Origin of the sequence: Acinetobacter sp. BD54 (assembly GCF_044778325.1) — a bacterium.
GTDB lineage: Bacteria > Pseudomonadota > Gammaproteobacteria > Pseudomonadales > Moraxellaceae > Acinetobacter > Acinetobacter baumannii.
The window spans coordinates 97,241-115,762 of record NZ_JANJEP010000005.1; the positions used below are offsets into that span (position 1 = coordinate 97,241).

General features: G+C 37.8%; 16 protein-coding genes and 1 pseudogene. 6 read left to right on the plus strand and 11 right to left on the minus strand.

The window, feature by feature from the left end; all coding sequences use genetic code 11:
* The first annotated feature begins 336 nt into the window (after nucleotides 1–336).
* Entirely contained in the window at nucleotides 337–3,051 is a 2,715-nt protein-coding gene (gyrA, locus tag NQ782_RS09765) for a DNA gyrase subunit A (RefSeq protein WP_031978107.1), read from the plus strand.
* A 51-nt stretch (nucleotides 3,052–3,102) separates the two neighbouring features.
* Here gyrA and NQ782_RS09770 read toward each other — a convergent pair whose 3' ends face one another.
* The 8 genes from NQ782_RS09770 to NQ782_RS09805 form a co-directional block, all read right to left on the minus strand.
* A complete protein-coding gene (locus tag NQ782_RS09770; RefSeq protein WP_057093287.1) occupies nucleotides 3,103–4,749 on the minus strand; it encodes a glycosyltransferase family 39 protein in 1,647 nt (548 codons plus the stop codon).
* A 9-nt stretch (nucleotides 4,750–4,758) separates the two neighbouring features.
* A complete protein-coding gene (locus NQ782_RS09775) occupies nucleotides 4,759–5,139 on the minus strand; it encodes a GtrA family protein (RefSeq protein ID WP_057093285.1) in 381 nt (126 codons plus the stop codon).
* Nucleotides 5,139–6,119, minus strand: coding sequence for a glycosyltransferase family 2 protein (locus NQ782_RS09780; RefSeq protein WP_001022407.1), 981 nt, complete (start codon nucleotides 6,117–6,119; stop codon nucleotides 5,139–5,141). Before NQ782_RS09780 ends, NQ782_RS09775 begins: the two co-directional genes overlap by 1 nt.
* Nucleotides 6,116–6,910: a ChbG/HpnK family deacetylase gene (locus NQ782_RS09785; RefSeq protein WP_057093284.1), complete on the minus strand. Its 795-nt coding sequence runs from the start codon at nucleotides 6,908–6,910 to the stop codon at nucleotides 6,116–6,118. The genes NQ782_RS09780 and NQ782_RS09785 overlap by 4 nt, the downstream gene beginning before the upstream one ends.
* A gap of 264 nt (nucleotides 6,911–7,174) precedes the next feature.
* The gene (locus NQ782_RS09790) at nucleotides 7,175–8,266 is read right to left on the minus strand and encodes an ABC transporter permease (RefSeq protein ID WP_057093789.1); all 1,092 of its coding nucleotides are present in this window, start codon (nucleotides 8,264–8,266) and stop codon (nucleotides 7,175–7,177) included.
* Complete coding sequence (locus tag NQ782_RS09795) at nucleotides 8,263–9,393, minus strand: ABC transporter permease (RefSeq protein WP_002015192.1); 1,131 nt, start codon at nucleotides 9,391–9,393, stop codon at nucleotides 8,263–8,265. Before NQ782_RS09795 ends, NQ782_RS09790 begins: the two co-directional genes overlap by 4 nt.
* Nucleotides 9,394–9,396: 3 nt before the next feature.
* Entirely contained in the window at nucleotides 9,397–10,518 is a 1,122-nt protein-coding gene (locus tag NQ782_RS09800; RefSeq protein WP_001070874.1) for an HlyD family secretion protein, read from the minus strand.
* 12 nt (nucleotides 10,519–10,530) lie between these two features.
* Complete coding sequence (locus NQ782_RS09805) at nucleotides 10,531–12,018, minus strand: TolC family protein (RefSeq protein ID WP_057093787.1); 1,488 nt, start codon at nucleotides 12,016–12,018, stop codon at nucleotides 10,531–10,533.
* Between the two features lie 379 nt (nucleotides 12,019–12,397).
* Between NQ782_RS09805 and serC the strand changes: the two genes are divergently transcribed.
* Nucleotides 12,398–13,477 (plus strand): 3-phosphoserine/phosphohydroxythreonine transaminase, encoded by a 1,080-nt coding sequence (serC, locus tag NQ782_RS09810; protein ID WP_057093785.1) that lies wholly within the window; start codon nucleotides 12,398–12,400, stop codon nucleotides 13,475–13,477.
* A gap of 57 nt (nucleotides 13,478–13,534) precedes the next feature.
* Here the strand turns inward: serC and NQ782_RS09815 are convergent, their stop codons facing one another.
* Both NQ782_RS09815 and NQ782_RS09820 read right to left on the minus strand, forming a co-directional pair.
* Nucleotides 13,535–13,681 carry a hypothetical protein gene (locus tag NQ782_RS09815; RefSeq protein ID WP_000691794.1) on the minus strand — a complete coding sequence of 49 codons (147 nt, stop codon included), beginning with the start codon at nucleotides 13,679–13,681 and terminating at the stop codon, nucleotides 13,535–13,537.
* A 33-nt stretch (nucleotides 13,682–13,714) separates the two neighbouring features.
* Nucleotides 13,715–14,656 (minus strand): hypothetical protein, encoded by a 942-nt coding sequence (locus NQ782_RS09820; protein ID WP_000795874.1) that lies wholly within the window; start codon nucleotides 14,654–14,656, stop codon nucleotides 13,715–13,717.
* Between the two features lie 256 nt (nucleotides 14,657–14,912).
* On the opposite strand from NQ782_RS09820, the gene NQ782_RS09825 reads away from it, so the two are divergent.
* The gene (locus NQ782_RS09825) at nucleotides 14,913–15,398 is read left to right on the plus strand and encodes a YaiI/YqxD family protein (protein WP_001985538.1); all 486 of its coding nucleotides are present in this window, start codon (nucleotides 14,913–14,915) and stop codon (nucleotides 15,396–15,398) included.
* A 10-nt stretch (nucleotides 15,399–15,408) separates the two neighbouring features.
* Nucleotides 15,409–16,317: a DMT family transporter gene (locus tag NQ782_RS09830; RefSeq protein ID WP_001140078.1), complete on the plus strand. Its 909-nt coding sequence runs from the start codon at nucleotides 15,409–15,411 to the stop codon at nucleotides 16,315–16,317.
* Nucleotides 16,318–16,346: 29 nt separating this feature from the next.
* On the opposite strand, the pseudogene NQ782_RS09835 reads toward NQ782_RS09830, so the two are convergent.
* Nucleotides 16,347–16,427: pseudogene (locus NQ782_RS09835) on the minus strand (PilZ domain-containing protein); the annotation flags it as partial.
* Nucleotides 16,428–16,564: 137 nt separating this feature from the next.
* On the opposite strand from NQ782_RS09835, the gene NQ782_RS09840 reads away from it, so the two are divergent.
* Together NQ782_RS09840 and lolD are read left to right on the plus strand one after the other, a co-directional pair.
* A complete protein-coding gene (locus NQ782_RS09840) occupies nucleotides 16,565–17,800 on the plus strand; it encodes a lipoprotein-releasing ABC transporter permease subunit (RefSeq protein ID WP_001984636.1) in 1,236 nt (411 codons plus the stop codon).
* The gene (lolD, locus tag NQ782_RS09845; protein ID WP_000049406.1) at nucleotides 17,793–18,479 is read left to right on the plus strand and encodes a lipoprotein-releasing ABC transporter ATP-binding protein LolD; all 687 of its coding nucleotides are present in this window, start codon (nucleotides 17,793–17,795) and stop codon (nucleotides 18,477–18,479) included. Before NQ782_RS09840 ends, lolD begins: the two co-directional genes overlap by 8 nt.
* Nucleotides 18,480–18,522 lie beyond the last annotated feature (43 nt).

Below are 18,522 nucleotides of genomic sequence, written 5' to 3' on the forward strand. Positions count from 1 at the left end.
TTTTGAACTAGGGGTTTTTTGTTTTACAGTCTGAAGTTAGAAGTAAAAATTAGAAAATTTATGCTTTGGATGTTTGATTTTTATAAAATAAAATTCACATAGTTTTGATTAGGCATGAAGATAATGATTGCAGCTAAAAGAGTAGAATAATATGCAATTAAATTATACAAATATCACCAGATTGGCAGTGTAGATTCCGCACATTACAAAGCGCTTTTATGCTATAGTATACAGCTATATTTTTTTTCGATTTTAGTTCACTTTCCGGAACTAAATTTTTTGCAAGATCAAGACATATAAACGGATAGAAATATCTATCTGTAAGAAGGAGTATGCATGAGCGTATCGGAAATCCGACCGATTGCCATTGAGGACGAACTCAAGCATTCATATTTAGATTACGCGATGAGTGTAATTGTATCTCGTGCATTGCCGGATGTGAGAGACGGTCTTAAACCTGTTCACCGTCGTGTGCTTTATGCCATGCACGAATTGGGCAATGACTATAACAAAGCCTACAAGAAATCTGCTCGTGTCGTTGGGGACGTAATCGGTAAATATCACCCGCATGGTGACTCAGCTGTTTATGAAACCATTGTTCGTATGGCTCAAGACTTTAGCTTACGTTATTTATTGGTTGATGGTCAGGGTAACTTCGGTTCGATCGATGGTGATAGCGCTGCGGCAATGCGTTATACCGAAGTCCGTATGACTAAGCTGGCACATGAGCTTCTTGCAGATTTAGAAAAAGACACAGTTGACTGGGAAGATAACTACGACGGTTCGGAACGTATCCCTGAAGTACTTCCGACACGTGTTCCAAACTTGTTAATTAACGGTGCTGCTGGTATTGCTGTAGGTATGGCAACTAACATGGCACCACACAACATGACAGAAGTTGTGAATGCATGTTTGGCTTATGCTGACAATCCGAATATCTCGATTGAAGGATTGATGGAATACATTACTGGTCCTGACTTCCCTACAGGCGGTATTATTTACGGTAAATCAGGTATTGTTGATGCCTACCGTACCGGTAAAGGTCGTTTACACATTCGTGGTAAATACCATTTCGAAGAAGATGAAAAGACAGGTCGTACAACCATCGTCTTTACTGAAATTCCATATCAAGTAAACAAAGCAAGAGTTATTGAACGTATTGCCGAGTTAGTAAAAGAGAAAAAGCTTGAAGGTATTTCAGAACTTCGTGATGAGTCTGATAAAGAAGGTATGCGTATTGCAATTGACTTGAAACGCGGTGAAAACGCAGAAGTCGTTGTAAATAACTTATTCTTAAATACCCAGCTTGAAAACTCATTCAGCATCAACATGGTTTGTCTAGACAATGGACAACCAAAATTGATGAATCTAAAAGATATTATTGCGGCATTCATTCGTCACCGCCAAGAAGTTGTGACACGCCGTACCATGTTCGAATTACGTAAAGCACGTGAACGTGGGCATATCTTGGAAGGCTTGACAGTTGCCTTAGCCAATATTGATGAAATTATTGAAACCATCAAAACTTCTGCAAACCCTGCTGAAGCGCGTGAGCGTTTACTTGCGGGTGAGTGGGCAGGTGGTGGCGTTGTTGCACTACTTGAAAAAGCTGGTGCAATTTCTGTTCGCCCAGATGAAATTGAAGGTGAAGATCCAAATCGTCCATTTGGTTTAAGTGATTCAATTTACCGTCTGTCACCAACACAAGTAGGCGCAATTTTAGAATTACGTTTACACCGTTTAACTGGTCTTGAACAAGACAAGTTACATGCGGAATATACTGAAATTTTAGGTCAAATTGCTGAACTTACTGCGATTTTAAATGACTTCAACTTGTTAATGGGTGTTATTCGCGAAGAGTTGGCACAAGTTTTACAACAATATGGCGATGCACGTCGTACCGAAATTGTTGAATCTCGTGTGGATTTCTGCCGTGAAGATTTGATTCCTGAAGAGCAAGTGGTATTAACTGTTTCACAAACAGGTTATGCAAAAACTCAACCACTTTCAGACTATCAGGCACAGCGCCGTGGTGGACGTGGTAAGTCTGCAACCTCAATGAAAGATGATGACTTTATTCAACATCTGATTGTGGCATCGAATCATGCGACCGTACTTTGCTTTACCAATGTGGGTAAAGTGTACCGTCTGAAAGTATTTGAAGTTCCTCAAGCATCACGTGGGGCAAAAGGTCGTCCAATCGTGAACTTGTTACCTCTAGATGCAACAGAAACCGTAACCGCAATCTTGCCGTTAACCGAGTTCCCGGAAAACCACTATGTGTTTATGGCGACAGCTTCTGGTACGGTTAAGCGTGTTGAGTTAGAACAATTTGCAAACATTCGTTCAAATGGTCTACGTGCTATTGAACTTAATGAAGAAGATACCTTAATTGGTGTTGCGATTACTGATGGTAATCAGCAAATCATGTTGTTCTCTAACGAAGGTAAAGCAATTCGTTTTGCTGAAACTGACGTACGTGCAATGGGTCGTACAGCGAAAGGTGTACGCGGTATGCGTGTAAGCTTTGCAAGCAGCACCTTAAGTGAAGAAGATGCAGATGTTGAAAATGATGATTCAGATGATAATGATGATTCAGCAGATTCAAGTCTAGTAAGTCGCATCGTATCGCTTGTTGTTGTGCCTGAGACAGGTGAAGTACTGTGTGCGAGTGCGAACGGTTATGGTAAACGTACTCCAGTAAATGACTTCCCGACCAAGAAACGTGGTGGTAAGGGTGTTATTGCGATCAAGACAAGTGAACGTAACGGTGAGCTAGTTGGTGCAGTTTCTATTGATGAAACCAAAGAGTTATTATTAATTTCTGATGGTGGTACGCTTGTTCGTACGCGTGCTGCAGAAGTTGCAATGACAGGCCGTAATGCTCAAGGTGTTCGTCTGATCCGTTTAAGCGAAGAAGAAACGCTTGTTGGCGTAGTTTCAATTGAAGCTGTAGAAGACGAAGAAGAACTTCTTGAAGGTGAAGTAGATACGACTGAAACTGAGAGCGAAGAAGCTGTATCTAATAATGAAGATACTTCTGAAGAGTAAAACGTTTTAAAATAAAAAAAGGAAGCTTCGGCTTCCTTTTTTATTTCTGGTTTATTTCGAGGGATGGAAAATAAATACATCATAGTTTCTGTAATGCAAAGTTTTTACTGACGGGTCTTTAGTTGCAAAATTATGAGGTTGACTTACCACGATCAGATCTTGTTTTTGCATTAGAGCATCTTGAAGCTGCTGTTCGCTCCACAAGTACTTTTTGAGTTGCGGTTCAAATAACAAACCATCTTTAATTTCTAAAGAGGCACTATCTGAATGCACAGTATCCCATTGATTTACCATATAAATGGGCTGCTTAAGTTTTAAAAGGAATGGAACATCATAGAAATAATAATTGTAGAAAACGATTTTTGTAGATGGGGCAATGTACTCAGCAAAATCTGTTTGGCCTACATTGTTTTTGGTATCTAAAATACGAACAGCAAATGGGACTGCACTACATAGAACAATTAAACTTATAAAAATATAGGTCAAATAGTTCAATTTCTGTTTTTTATATAGCCCCACTAACACAAGTGGAAGCACAATTAATAAGGCACCAATGAGATAAATAAATATGGCTTGGTTTTGAAAAAAGGGCTGATGTGCACGAATAAAATATGGTGTTGCACTAACGCCAATTCCAACAAGTACAGTAAATACAGGAATACCCCAAGTCTGCAATCTGGTTTTATTACTGCTTTCAAGAACCCTATTCATCACAAGCGCGAAGAAAATGGCAAGAGGTGGAACAGCAGGTAAAATATAGCCTGCTAGCTTAGAAGGCGGAATAGTGAAGAAAACCGTAACAGAGACAAACCACCATACAAGCAGGGCAAGTAAAGAGCATGATTTGTAATCTTTAAAAATGGTTTTTATAGACGTAAATCTACTCGCAAAAAGCCATGGTAAAAAACTGACAAATAAAATCATCAGATAAAAGCACCATGGCTGTTTGTTATTAAACTCTTTTGAACTAAAACGATTAAATTGTTGATCAATAAAAAAATAGTGTAAAAATTGAGGATATTTACTTTGTACTAAGTAGAGCCACGGACTAACGATGAGTAAAAATAACAAGATAGCCAATGGATTAAGAAGAGAAGGTATTTTCTTCCATTGCTTGGTGTAAATTAACCACGGTAAAAGAATCATCCCGGGAATTAAAATCCCAATTAAACCTTTGCTTAAGAAGGCTGCTGCACCAGCGATATAACCTAAAAATAAAATAGATTTCCGTGCAGAAATGGTGAAGTCAACAAAACATAAAACACTAATGGTGATCCAAGAGGCGAGCAGTAAATCATGGTTAATATATTGGCTACTACCAAAAAAAAGCAGGTTAGTGGCTAAAATAATAACGGTAAGTTGTGCAACGTTTTCTGAAATATGTTTTTTTACAAATAAAAATAGTCCCACTAACATGAGGGTACCAGCCAAAACAGGTACTAAACGTAACACCCATACATGCACACCAAAAAGCTCCATAAACATAGAACTTAACCAATGTAGTAAAGGAGGCTTATGCATGAAAGGTAAGCCATCGATTCGTGGAGTTAACCAGTCTCCAGATTCGAACATAGTACGGCTAATATCTCCATAGCGACCTTCGTCTGGTACAGATAAGGGCCTAATCCAAGATAAAACAAATAGCCAAATCGGTAAGAATATTAATAAAAATTTGGAACTACGAAGCCATTGCTGCATACATAATCCTTAATGTTGGAATGCAAAAAAACGGTTAAGTAAAAAAGTCACCATAGAAGTCAGAACAATTGCAGTACACACTAAGGTTGAAACAGGTACGTTAAAATAGAGGTTTGAAAGTAAAAGAAAACTTTCATTAAATAAAAACCCTAAGCCGGCAACCAATGTGAATTTTGGGAGAGTCTGCCGATGCGTAAGATGTTGTGCTTTAAACGTAAAAACGCGGTGCCCAAAATAGCTCACCCAATAGGCGAGTAGAAAAGCGCATAAATTGGCATATTGCAGTGCAACATGTTTCTTAAATAGAAGCATGGCTACACTATAATGAGTAAGTGCTGCTGCGGTCCCTGTAGTAGTAAACCGCGCAAACTGAAGAATATGAGCAAACATTAGAAACTAGAGAACGTATTTTCTTGGTGGGCGATTGAATGTTCCTGCTTAGTACGAGAATGTTCGGTAGAAATAATATATTTTGGGCGGTTTTTAACTTCAGCATAAATGCGGCCAATGTATTCACCTAAAATTCCTATGAATAACAATTGTATGCCACCTAATAGCGTCATACCTGCCGCAAGTGTTGCCCAGCCTGGAATAGAAATTCCCTCAATCAAAGTTTTAATGATAATCCACACTCCGTAGCTCATCGCACCTAAGGCCAGAATTGCACCTAAGTAAATACATACGCGTAAAGGTAAATCAGAAAAACCCGTTAAACCTGACATGGCCAAGTTAAAAAGAGATTTTAAGTTGAAGCTAGAACGGCCATGTTGACGTTCTTGCTCAGAAAAATTAATGCCTATACTTTTAAAGCCAACCCAAGCATATAGACCTTTCATATAACGATTTTTTTCTGGTAACTGTTTGATGGCTTCAACAACTTTTGCATCAAGAAGTCGGAAATCTCCAGCACTTTCTGGAATATCAATAGGTGAACTTAAGTTTAAAATACGGTAATAAGCTTGGGTTAGAACACGTTTAAGCCATGATTCGGTTGTACGATTACGAATACCATAGACCATGTCATAACCATTTTTCCAAAGATTAATCATGGTTGGAATTGCTTCAAATGGATGTTGAAAATCAGCATCAATCAGTAGAGCGACTTCACCAGTCACATGGTCTAAACCGGCACTTAAAGCTGCTTCTTTGCCAAAGTTCCGTGAAAGCTCCAGCACAACTAAAGGATAATCCTCAATCATTGTCTGTAAAATTGGAATGGTATCGTCTTTACTTCCATCATCTACCACAATAATTTCATAGCTAAGATTTTGCTGTTTTAGACTATTTGCCAAAGCAGGAATAAATGTTTTTAAATTTTCTGCTTCGTTGTAGGCTGGAACAACGCAGGATAAAAAGGGTTTTATATTCATTGCATTGCCCCTAGTCTGGTGAGCTGGATACCGTATTGTTGACAATCAAGTTGGAACTGATCCGAACTGAAGTATTGATATTCTTGAATTCGGGCGTGTTGAATTGGATCTTGATCCTTTGATTGTGCAAGTGCTGGATGGCACATAATCAGTAAATGGTCTTTTGCATTCGCAAGCCAATATTGATTGAGTTCGCCATAATTGGTCAGTTTGAAATCATAGATGCCAGCAAATTGGCCATTTTGATTAAAGTGATATGTCTGGCAAGCTTTTGCCAAAGAGTTAGAACCTAATGCTGAGAGCATACGAGTTTTAAAACGGTAATGAGGGGTATTGATCGGTTGTTGTAAATTTCGAATCCAACCCGTAAATTTTTTCTCTTTTAGTAATTGCAGCAAAATATCACGTATAAATGGAAATTGATGAATATGTTGATGACCATCTATAAAGTCAGGTTGTTTTCCTAATACTGAAACAAATAAGTTCCATTGCTCCTCAATACATTGAGTGATTAATTCGCGATTAAGACTTGCAGACCATGCTCGGACTATAAGCATAGGTAAGGGAAGAACCAGATTACCCGAAGCGAAAGCATGGGTAAGATTTAAATGTAAACCGATATCAACTCGATCACTAAACGGTTTTAATTTGGTAGCAGCAGTTTCCCATAAATCAGATTGGGTCATACATGAGGTGGCTTGAAGCGCACCTTGTTCAATAAGTTGAATAATTGCGTCAGATATTTCTGCATTCATTGCAAAGTCATCTGCGCAATAGCACACCTTTGCCATATCTAAATTCCACCATAGGGCAGGGTTACAGAATTATTCTGCTTAGCTGCTGAAAAACTATACGTTTTTAATATGGAGAAATTTCCTTAATTCCAACTTAAAGTTTTCTTAAGGTTTTATGACAATTGATGTAAATTAATTTATTGAATTTATTTGATTTTTTATAAAATTTAAGTCAATTTTTTTAAGAAATAAGCTTTAACTATAAGATTTTATAGTAAATAAAAATATAATCTGTACACTTTGATTAGCCTATAAATAAGTTTATTTAGATACTTTTAAACGTGAATAGGCAGTAATTAAAAATATAGCCCCAATAGTCGCAAGAAAAATTAATTTCGGGACCGCGACATTTAAAGGAACGCCCATTTGATTAAGTTGTACAAACATCTGTACGCCGTGTGTAGAGGGTAAACACCAAGCAAACCATTGCAACCATTCAGGCATGGCTTGATGAGGCCAGGCGGCGCCAGTTAATAAGAAAAGAGGAACTGAGCTAAATACAATAATATGTCCGGCACGTTCCGGCATATCTAAAAGTGAGCCAATCAGCATACCTAATCCAATTACACAGCTAATGAAAATAGGAACAGCGACTAGCAAACCGACAAAGTTTCCACCGTGTGGATAGTCATTGAACCACAAGGTAAAACCAAAAAGATAAAAACTTCCTAAACAACCAATTGTAAAGATACTGGCAAAAATTCCTGCAAAACGAATAGGGGTAATTTTTTCATGTTGTTCGCGGTAACTTGCAACCAGCATAGCCAAACCTAACACAATTGTTTGGTGAATAATAAGTGATGCAACTGCAGGGAAAATATAACTACCGTAGCCTGAAAGCGTATTAAATAAAGGCATTTGGTGAATAGAAAGAGCAGGCTGGAAGTGTGTACGTTGTCCAAACCTTTCAATATATTCCTTTAAAGTTGCTTCAATAGAGGTGGCAAGACCTAACCCAATTTCTTTAGTTTTTAAAAAGTTGGTTGTGCTTAAGTATAAGCCGATTCCGCCAGTTTCTCCGCGGCGTAAACTCTGCGTTAAATTGCTTGGTAAAAGTAAAATACCATCGGCTTTTTGTTCGCGAACCATTTGTTCAGCTTCAAGAAAATTAGCAGTGACATCAACAATTTTAACGTGAGGGCTATTGGCTGTTTGACCAATGACTTGAGAAGTTAAAAGACTTTGTTCTTCATCAACAATGACAATTGGAATTGATTCTGCGCGCTCAGCTTTATAGGCTGTCGGATAAAAAAAGCTATAAAGAATGACGGATAAAATAAGTGTTGTGAAAACTGAACTGTTACTAACAATATCTTTAAGTGTTTGAACGTAAGCCTTTAAAAATTCCTTCATGATGTTGCTCCTTGAACCAGTTTTTTAAGCAGCAAACAACTTAAAAAGAAATAAATAAGGCAGTAGCCAATAAGTATTAAGAAGGGAGACATCGAAATGAAAAGTGGACTTCCAATCACCCATTGTTCGGTCTGGAGCTTTGCATAAGGGGTGTACGGAATAATTAGTGACCAAAATTTAGTGAAAATCGGTGCATTATTTAAAGGTAGAGTAACGCCTGCAAAACTTAAAGAAGATCCGCCATATACTGCAATAAAACCAAAAGTTTTACTTAAATTTTTGGTCGCGAGAATGACGGTGCTACTAATTAAAGCATAAGAAAAATAAAGTAAGAACTGAGCAGCTAATAAGAAACTTAGTGAACCTGCTACAAACCAGCCTCGAATTTCAACCAGCCAAAACATCCATAACCAAGTCCAGAAACAGAAAATAAAGCTATACAGCAAATTTTTAGCCAATAAGCCTTGAATAAAACTCTCTCGGTTCACCCACTGTGTTAGTGTGCCGCGTTTAATTTCTTGTCCAATGGCAAATGCCACACAGCAACATAGTAATAAATGTAATACGGCTGGAACCATGAAGGGTTCTAAATAGAACTCATAGCTCATGCTTGGGTTATAAAGCGTTGAAATTTTGACGTGTGCTGTAGGTACATCTAAATAGGGAATATTATTTGCAAGATAATTCTGGCCAGCATAGTCTGCTAAAGCATTGAGAGTGCTGACTAACATCGCCGAGGAAATCGTGTTCCCGACACTAAAAAAAGATTGGTTAAAAGCAATACTGATTTGCGCATCTTGAGCTTTCACAAAACGTTTTTCGGCACCATCCGGAATAAAAATATAACCCCATATTTTGGTTTCATTGAGTAATCTCTCGGCTTCACTTGAGCTTGTAGTAATTGTTTTTACATCGACTGTATGATTTAGCGAAAGATACTTTCCAATATTACGGCTTAGTTCACTCTGGTCTTGATCAATAATGGCAATGGGTAAATGTTCAGCTTTACCTGCATAAAACATGCTGCTAAACAAAAAAATGATAAAAGCAGGGATGAGTGTCACCATACACAAATCCCATTTATTGCTTCTTAAATAGTTTAGTTCACGTAATATGCTGGCAAACATGTTTTATTTTTCTTCTTTAATTTTAAATAGAACACTCATGCCAACTTTTAAGTCTTTGACAGGACGCTCAGGCACCAAATGTAATTTAAAACTACGAATGTCATAACCACCGGTCTGACGTGTGGTTTTAATGGTGGCAAATTCGCCTTCGGCATCAATATTTTTCACTTTAAACATCACACTTTGATTCAGCGCAGGAATGAAACCTTCCAGCGTTTTGTTTTTATAAACAGAAGCGTATTGGTTTTCACCGACATTTAAACTAACCCACAAATCATCATCTTCTAAAATGCTGACAACAGGTACACCCATAGCAACGAGTTCAGAAGGTTTGCCATAAGTTTTTGAAACTGTACCTGAAATAGGAGCGAGTAAACGAGTTTCTGCCTCAAGTGCTTGAGCTTCACTTACCGCGGCTTTTGCAATCTCAACTTGTGCATCCGCTGTAGATTTCTGCTGACTGGTACTTCCGCGCTTTGCTCGAGCATATTGTTGATAAGCTGCTTCACTTAACTCTTGAGCAGAAGTCTGTGCGGCTAACATCTCATCTCGTCTTTGACGAGAAATAACACCTTGTCTATATAAATTTTCTCCACGTTGATAAGTGGTTTTAGCAAGGTTTGCCTGTGCTTTCATACTCTGCCAATTGGCATAAAGAGTATCAATATTTTCCTGTTGAGAGCCGCGGTCTACCGTAGATTGAAATGCCAAAGCTGATTGTAGGGTGGCTAAAGCTTGTTGTTTTTTAGCTTCTATTTCAGGGCTGACTAAACGAACAAGGGGCTGACCTTTGGAAATTTTCTGGCCCTCTTGCACATAAATTTCTTCAATACGGCTCGGAACCTTAGTGCTGACATGAACTGTTTCAGCCTCAACCCGGCCTTGTAATTCAATAGGCTTAGGTTGATAGCTTTTCCACAAACCGAAAATGATTAATCCTAAGAGAGCAATAACCACGACCGCAATAATTAGTTTAATTTTCGAATTTTTAGGAGGTTGAGAATCACTTTTACTCGTTTTTACTTCTTGAGTATTGTCGGTTTGAGTATTTTGCTGATTTTGGTTAGTTTCTGCCGTATCCGCAACAGGAGAATTTTGTTCTGAATGAGCTGAGTCTTGATTCATGTTATGCCCCCATTAGCGAATATAGTCAGTGTGTGGTTGAGTCACATAAGCTTTAAACTGGTCCATAGAACCATGGCTTTGCAACAGAGTTGCGAGCGACATGACATATTTATAAGCATTTAAAGCCATTTCTGTTTTTAAAGCACTTAATGCATTTTGTGCATCGATCACTTGAGTCGCTGTACCCATGCCTTCTCGGAAAGAAAGTTCCTGAATACGTAGGTTTTCTTGAGCTGCGCTGATATTCCTTTGTAATAGCGTATGACTTTGCTGTGCTGAATTGAGCTCGTTATAAGACTTATTCAATAATGCTTCAATCTCTTGTTTAGTTCGTTCAGTCATGAGTTCTGAAGCATAACGTTTTAACTCGGCAGCATGAATATTCTTATTTTTATCTACGCCAGAAAACAGATTGTATTTTGCCATAACACCTACAATCCAGTTTTCATTTTCATCGAGTGAATACTCACCAAAAGCGAAAAGGCTCGGTTTTTTTGCTGCTTGTTGAGCTTGAATATTTGCATTTGCCAATTGAGTGTCTAACTGCATTTTTTGCACAAGGCTAGATTTTTGAGAGTAACTGCTTAAAAGAGATTCTAACGATTGGCTACGAACAGTATTTACAAAAAGAGGAGTACTTAAATCAGCATTATTTTGCTGGTGCAAAAGATTGTTTAAATTAAATTGGCTAGCATTCAGATTTGCCTGCGCATTTTGTAGAGTTCGTTCGGCATTGTTACGAGCAACTTCAAACTGCATACGTTGCCCTTTACTAATAAAACCTTGCTGTTCGAGCTTTAACGCATTGCTATAATGTTTTTGCATTGCATTAAAGTTAAATAGACTACTTGCGACCAGTTGTTGTTGTAATTGCACATTAAAATAACTTTGTACGACTTCGAAGCGCTGGATATCTTGTTGTTGTTGGCTTGAAAGCTCGGAGCGTTGAGCCTGAATGTTAGCTATTTTTTTTGCACTAGTTGTTAACCCACCTGTGTAGAGCGGCATCACCACTGAAATAGATGGTCGGACTACTTGGTCTTCTACAGTCAAATTAGCGTAGTCAGGAAAACGATTTATACCGTCATGTATGATTTGGTTTGAGCCTTCCTGAACTTGACCTAAAACATCTGATGGAATGACATTGTTCCACTGGGATAATTTATCATTGAGTCCTTGGCTTAAATCATTTTCAAGTTTTTGTTTAAAAGAGCTTAAGGGGACATCTGTTTCACTATGAAAAGCATATGCTCTCACGTTTAAATCAACTCTGGGGAGTCCTAAACCTTTTACCGCTTCGGCTTCTAACCGAGAGGCTTGTTGTAATGCTTGGTTGGCTTGAGTGCTGTATGAGCTTTTTAAAGCCTGTTGTTCTGCTTCAGCATAACTTAAACTTTGCGCATAAATAGGCGTTGCAATTAATACTCCCAATACCAACGCAAGGTAATTGGGTTTAAACAAAAAAGGACGTTTAGACTGTCGATATTGATGTGTTGGCATTTTATATAACAATTTTTGATCATCCGTTATAGTTTAAATTTCTTGTTATTAAATTCAATTATCATATTGTTTATTATACAATTGTATAAAAGCACAAAATGATTTTGAGTTTATTTTTGCTTGATGGAAAATCATACAGCAAGTTTTTATATGTTCATCACAGTATGGGAAACTATATTCACAAGTCAAGTTGAACTTTATTTAATAAAACTTATAAAAAAATAAGTGAAAGCAAGGAAATAAATAAAATAGTTATTGAAAAAATAGGCCTAAATACGCCCTAGCATTGAAATATTTACTAGAGAAGCTGCTGCAACCTTAAGCAATCTGTGGTTAAATGCCTTTTTTTATTGTGTTTCACTTTTACAAGGGAAAAATCATGCGCGCGTACAATTTCTGTGCTGGTCCTGCTGCATTACCTACTGCCGTTTTAGAAAAAGCTCAACAAGAATTGTTGGATTGGCAAGGTAAGGGTCTATCCATCATGGAAATGAGTCACCGTAGTGCTGACTATGTTGCTGTTGCGGAAAAAGCTGAAGCAGATTTGCGTAAGCTCATGAATATTCCTGAAAACTATAAAGTGCTATTTTTACAAGGTGGCGCGTCATTACAATTTTCAGCAATTCCTTTAAATCTGCTTGGAAAAAATAACAAAGCAGATTATATCCATACTGGAATTTGGTCTGAAAAAGCTTTAAAAGAAGCAAAACGTTATGGCGATATTAATGTTGTAGAAGCTGGTATTAAAGTAGACGGTAAGTTCGCAATTTCTGAGCAAATCGAATGGAACTTGTCTGACGATGCAGCTTATGTCCATTATGCTGATAACGAAACAATTGGCGGTTTACAGTTTGCTGGCGTTCCTGATGTTAAAGCACCACTGGTATGTGACTTCTCATCAAGCATTTTATCTGCTCCACTTGATGTTTCGAAATTTGGTCTCATCTATGCAGGTGCGCAAAAAAATATTGGTCCTGCTGGTTTAACAATTGTTATTATCCGTGATGACTTACTGGATCAAGCTAAAGCAGAAATTCCAAGCATTTTAAAATATGCTGATCAAGCCAAGAATGGCTCTATGGTAAATACACCATCGACTTATGCTTGGTACTTGTCTGGTTTAGTATTTGAATGGTTACTAGAGCAGGGTGGGGTAGATGCTATCCATAAAGTTAACCTTGAAAAAGCTCAGTTACTCTATAGCTATATCGATTCAAGCGACTTTTATAATAACCCGATTGCCATTCCAAATCGTTCAATTATGAATGTACCATTTACTTTGGCAGATGAAGCTTTAGAAAAGCAATTCTTGAAAGAAGCTGAAGCAAATCACTTATTGAACTTAGCAGGTCACCGCTCAGTAGGTGGTATGCGTGCAAGTATTTATAACGCTGTACCATTAGAAGGCGTTCAGGCACTTATCCGCTTTATGGATGATTTTGCTAAACGTAATGGTTAAGTCATAAAATGAATAAAGCCCTCAAAAAGAGGGCTTTATTTTTATATAAATAATCAATTAAAAAGGCATAAAACCAAATTGATGTATCATAATTGCGGCTAAGAACATACCTAAAACGAAAAAGCAAAACGCACCAGTATCGACCCTTATACGTGGGTTACTAGTTTGAATGAGGCTGGTGGTTTGTTCAGGTATAATCTTCATTCAATAGCCTAATTTTTAAAATATTAGTGAAATTCAATTAGTTTCACTATTTTTAGCATAAATATTCGCCTGAATCCAGATATTGCCACGAATATATTCGCCAATATTAAAGTTTTTGTACAAATCATTTTTTGTAGCAATGCGCACTAATATGGCAGGAAGGTTGTCTTCTAAAACTAAAGTGACATCATAAAGGGTATATTCTGCACCCATAAATGACATTGAAGTTTTACCGACAATATTACCTTGGAACCAAGCTTCATCTTCTTGACCAAGATTTTCTCCATATAAATATGCAACCATTTTAGAAAAATCAACCGTTACAGGTTCTTGATCTTCTTTAGTTTTTGGTTGCCATTCATTAATCAGTTCTTGTAGGTTTTCGGGTGCAATTCCATTATGTTCAGTTAAAATCGCATTTAATGCACGGTGATGTTTAATTGACGCTGGATCATCTACGACAATTGTTTCTCCCGCAGGCACTGATTCTAATTCATAGGCCCATGCATTAAATTGGACTTGATAAGTTTGGGTTTTGTCATATTGGCAACGATTAACGCTAAATAAATTATCAAATGCATAAATCGTTGTACTTTTATTTAATTTTAAACTTAATACTGCTTGAGTAGCAGAGTCACAAGTAATGATGCGCTCAATTTGGGCATTATATTGATAAGGACTATCAAAACTCGGGAAGGCAGTTTTTAAAGCACGAGGTTTTTGATTTTCAACTGCAATAATTTGATTAATGGTGACCTTCTGACCTTGTGGACCTTGAATGAGCCAAAAAGATTGATCCATTTCGTCTTCATTTTGGCATAAACCCATTGGCATTACAGGAGCATCAAGCGCTAGTCCAAGCCATTTTGGTACATCTGTTTCTGGATGGGAAGTCAGTAGATTCCAATGCTCTCCATGACTACCAAAATTTTGGTCGTTTACCGTAATAACTTCTGGACTGTTTTGATTTTTCATAGGTACGATTGATGTTGGGTTTATCTCACTTGATATATTAAATCGAGGGTAATTGCTATTTTTCAAGTCAACATATGTAAATTCTCTTGTAAAAGCACGTATTTAGTTATTAAAAAGTTCTCTACCTAGTAAAACATGTGCTGTTAAGAGTGCATATAAATCATCATTAACGTATTGTTCAAATTAAATTTAGAAAACAAGTTTTATTTTTAGCGCTATTCTCTAATGAAATGCATCTGTTAGACTTATATTTTTAGTGGAAATAGAGAATAACGTGCTGCCATTCAAGTTGTGGGTAGACGCAGATGCATTACCTAAAATTTTGCGTGAAGTTATTTTAAGAGCTTCGGATCGTTATCAATTAGAAGTGATTTTTGTAGCCAATCAAAATGTCGGTATTACTCCTTCAGTACGTATTAAATCTCTGCAAGTTTTAAGTGGGGCCGATCAAGCCGATCAGGAAATTGTGAATCGTATGTCTGAAAATGACATTGTCATTACGCAAGATATTCCACTCGCAGCTCAAGTTATTGAGAAAGGTGGTATTGCGATTCACCCACGTGGTGAGGTGTATACCACAGCGAACGTAAAAGCACGTTTGCACTTACGTGATTTTATGGATACGCTGCGCGGCGCAGGAGTACAGACGGGTGGTCCACCACCTATTTCAGAACGTGATAAGCGCGAATTTTCTAGTGCACTCGACCAAACGATTTTAAAGCAAAAACGTAAAACTGCTTAGTGAGCCTCTTATGCCATCCCAAACCAACTTGGCTTCAACTTATGTCTTGCTTGTATTTATCTGGGCAACGACACCTTTAGCCATTGTATGGAGCGTATCTGACTTACATGTCATGTGGGCTTTACTGTTACGGTTTTATATAGCTTTGCCTCTGTCGGTTATTGTTTTACTTGTTCTAAAAACTTCTTTTCCAACTCATAAGCAAGCTTTACATAGTTATTTTGCAGGGTCTTTTAGTTTAATCGGCTCGCAAATTTTTACCTATGCTGCGACCCAATATTTAAGTTCTGGCATGATTGCCTTGATGTTTGGTCTAGCACCCATTATGGCTGGGTTGATTGGTCGTTTTGCTTTTGGTCAGCATCTTTTTAAATTGCAGTGGCTAGGTATGGCTGTTGCTGTTTGTGGACTAGCGATCATTTGTTTAAATGGTTCAAATCAACATGTGCATCCATTTGGCATTGTCTTAATGTTGGTCAGCGTTTTTGTTTATTCATTTTCTATATTTTGGGTAAAGAAAGTGAATGCCAAAATTCAGCCAATGGCTCAGGCGACTGGTTCGATCTTGGTTTCTTCAATTTTGGCAAGCTGCCTTATTCCATTTATTTGGCAATATGCACCGACTCATTTACCACAAGCTAAATCTTTATTTGCATTAATTTATACGGTTCTGATGGCTTCACTTGTGGCTATGTTCTGTTATTTCAAACTTGTTCAGAATATAAAACCGACCACTTTATCGTTAACGACAGTCATTACACCAATGCTAGCAATGATCATTGGAGCTGTTTTAAACCATGAACAATTGTCGATTATGGTTTTTGTGGGAGCTTTCATTATCTTATTTGGTCTATTTCTATATTTTTATAAAGACATTCAAGCAAATCGTAATTTTGCTCAACATATTAAGTCTAAGTAGGAGAAGATAAGGGTAATTTGTTGAGCTTATTCATTAAATTGTTCTAATTCGTAGCTAAATGCATGATCAAATTGATCTCATATCTTAAGTAGTAGAAAATAGCGCAGCAATATAATATTAGGATTGTTAAGGATAGATCAGAACTTACTGATTTTTAAGCCTTAATACAGCATCTAACGATATGGCTAAATAAGAAGTGTGAATGAACACTTCTCTTTTTCCATCAATGACCTTGGATTTAGAAGGTATGTTTAAACCAATCTCACTGTATATAGGGTTGAGATATACTCGCGCTCGACGCAGTAATCATTTTATTTCTTTTATTGCATTGGTTTCGATGGTCGGTTTGACACTTGGTGTCGCTGTACTAATTACGGTACTTTCTGTAATGAACGGTTTCGACCGCGAATTAAAAAATCGTGTTTTGGGAATGGTACCGCAAGCGACAGTTTCATCGACGCAAATCCTTACGGATTGGCCTGAACTGGTTAAACGAGTTGAAAATCATCCCCACGTGACAGGAGTTGCACCTTTTACCCAATTGCAAGGTATGTTAACTGCTCAAGGGCAAGTGGCAGGTATTATGGTGACGGGTATTGATCCTAAATATGAAAAGAATGTCTCTATCATTCAAAACCATATTGTTGCCGGTAGTCTCGACTCACTTAAAAAAGGTGAATTCGGTATCGTACTTGGTAAAGACATGGCCGATTCGCTTGGCTTACGTTTAAACGATAGCGTGACATTGGTTTTACCTGAAGCGACTCCATCTCCAGCTGGTGTTGTACCTCGTTTTAAACGCTTTAAAGTGGTGGGTATTTTCAGTGTAGGTGCTGAAGTTGACTCGATGGTTGGATACATTGCTTTATATGATGCTTCAACCCTATTGCGTTTACCTGATGGCGCTCAAGGCGTTCGTCTAAAATTAGATGACATTTTTGCCGCTCCTCAAGTTGCCGATGACATTGTGAAAAATTTGCCAAGCAATTTCTACGCAACCAACTGGACTTATACACATGGCAACTTATTTAATGCCATCCAAATGGAAAAAACATTAGTTGGTTTATTGCTTGTACTAATTATTGTAGTTGCTGCATTTAACATTGTTTCGTCTTTGGTTATGGTCGTGACTGACAAAAAATCAGACATTGCAATTTTACGTACTTTAGGTGCATCGCCATCTATGATTACTAAAATCTTTATGGTGCAAGGTACGGTTATTGGTGTGATTGGTACGGTTGCGGGTACGGTTTTAGGGGTAATTCTGGCACTTACGATCAGCGATATTATTTCTTGGTTTAATAATGTTCTCGGACTTAATCTGTTCGATGCCTATTTTGTACATTACTTACCTTCTTACTTAAGATGGCAAGACGTGACAATTATTGTGATTGTTTCTTTACTCTTAAGTTTCTTGGCAACTATTTATCCGGCGCTTCGTGCAGCCAAAGTTCAACCTGCCGAGGCATTGCGTTATGAGTAAAGTCGTTTTAGAAGCAAAAGATATTTATAAACATTTTGATGACGGTAAATCTAAGGTTGAAGTCATTAAAGGTCTCTCTTTACAAGTGGAAGCAGGGCAGTTTGTATCTATTGTCGGGGCAAGTGGTTCAGGTAAAAGTACTTTGTTGCATGTACTTGGTGGTTTAGATCAGCCGACTAAAGGACAGGTATTTTTGAATGGTCAGCGCTTTGATAATTTAGGTGAAGCGGAACGTGGCTTTCAACGTAACCAATACTTAGGTTTTGTTTACCAGTTCCACCATTTATTACCTGAATTTACTGCTCTTGAAAATGTAGCGATGCCTTTAATGCTTCGAGCAGACAGTCAATATAAGTCGGTAAAGGCACAGGCTGAATATTTGCTAGATCGAGTTGGGCTATCTCATCGTATGGACCATAAACCAGGTGAACTTTCAGGTGGTGAGCGTCAACGTGTTGCACTTGCTCGTGCATTAGTGACTAAGCCTGCGGTAGTACTAGCTGATGAGCCTACGGGTAACCTAGATCGTAAAACAGCAGTAGGTATTTTCGAGTTGCTCACCGATCTTAAGAAAGAACTAAACATGGCAATGTTAATTGTGACCCATGATGAGCAATTAGCTCAGGCAGCAGATTCAATCTTGCATATGGAAGATGGGCTGTGGGTAAACGGTTCTTAAAAAATTGTCATTAAATCACATTGTTAAAGCCCACTGAGTTGGG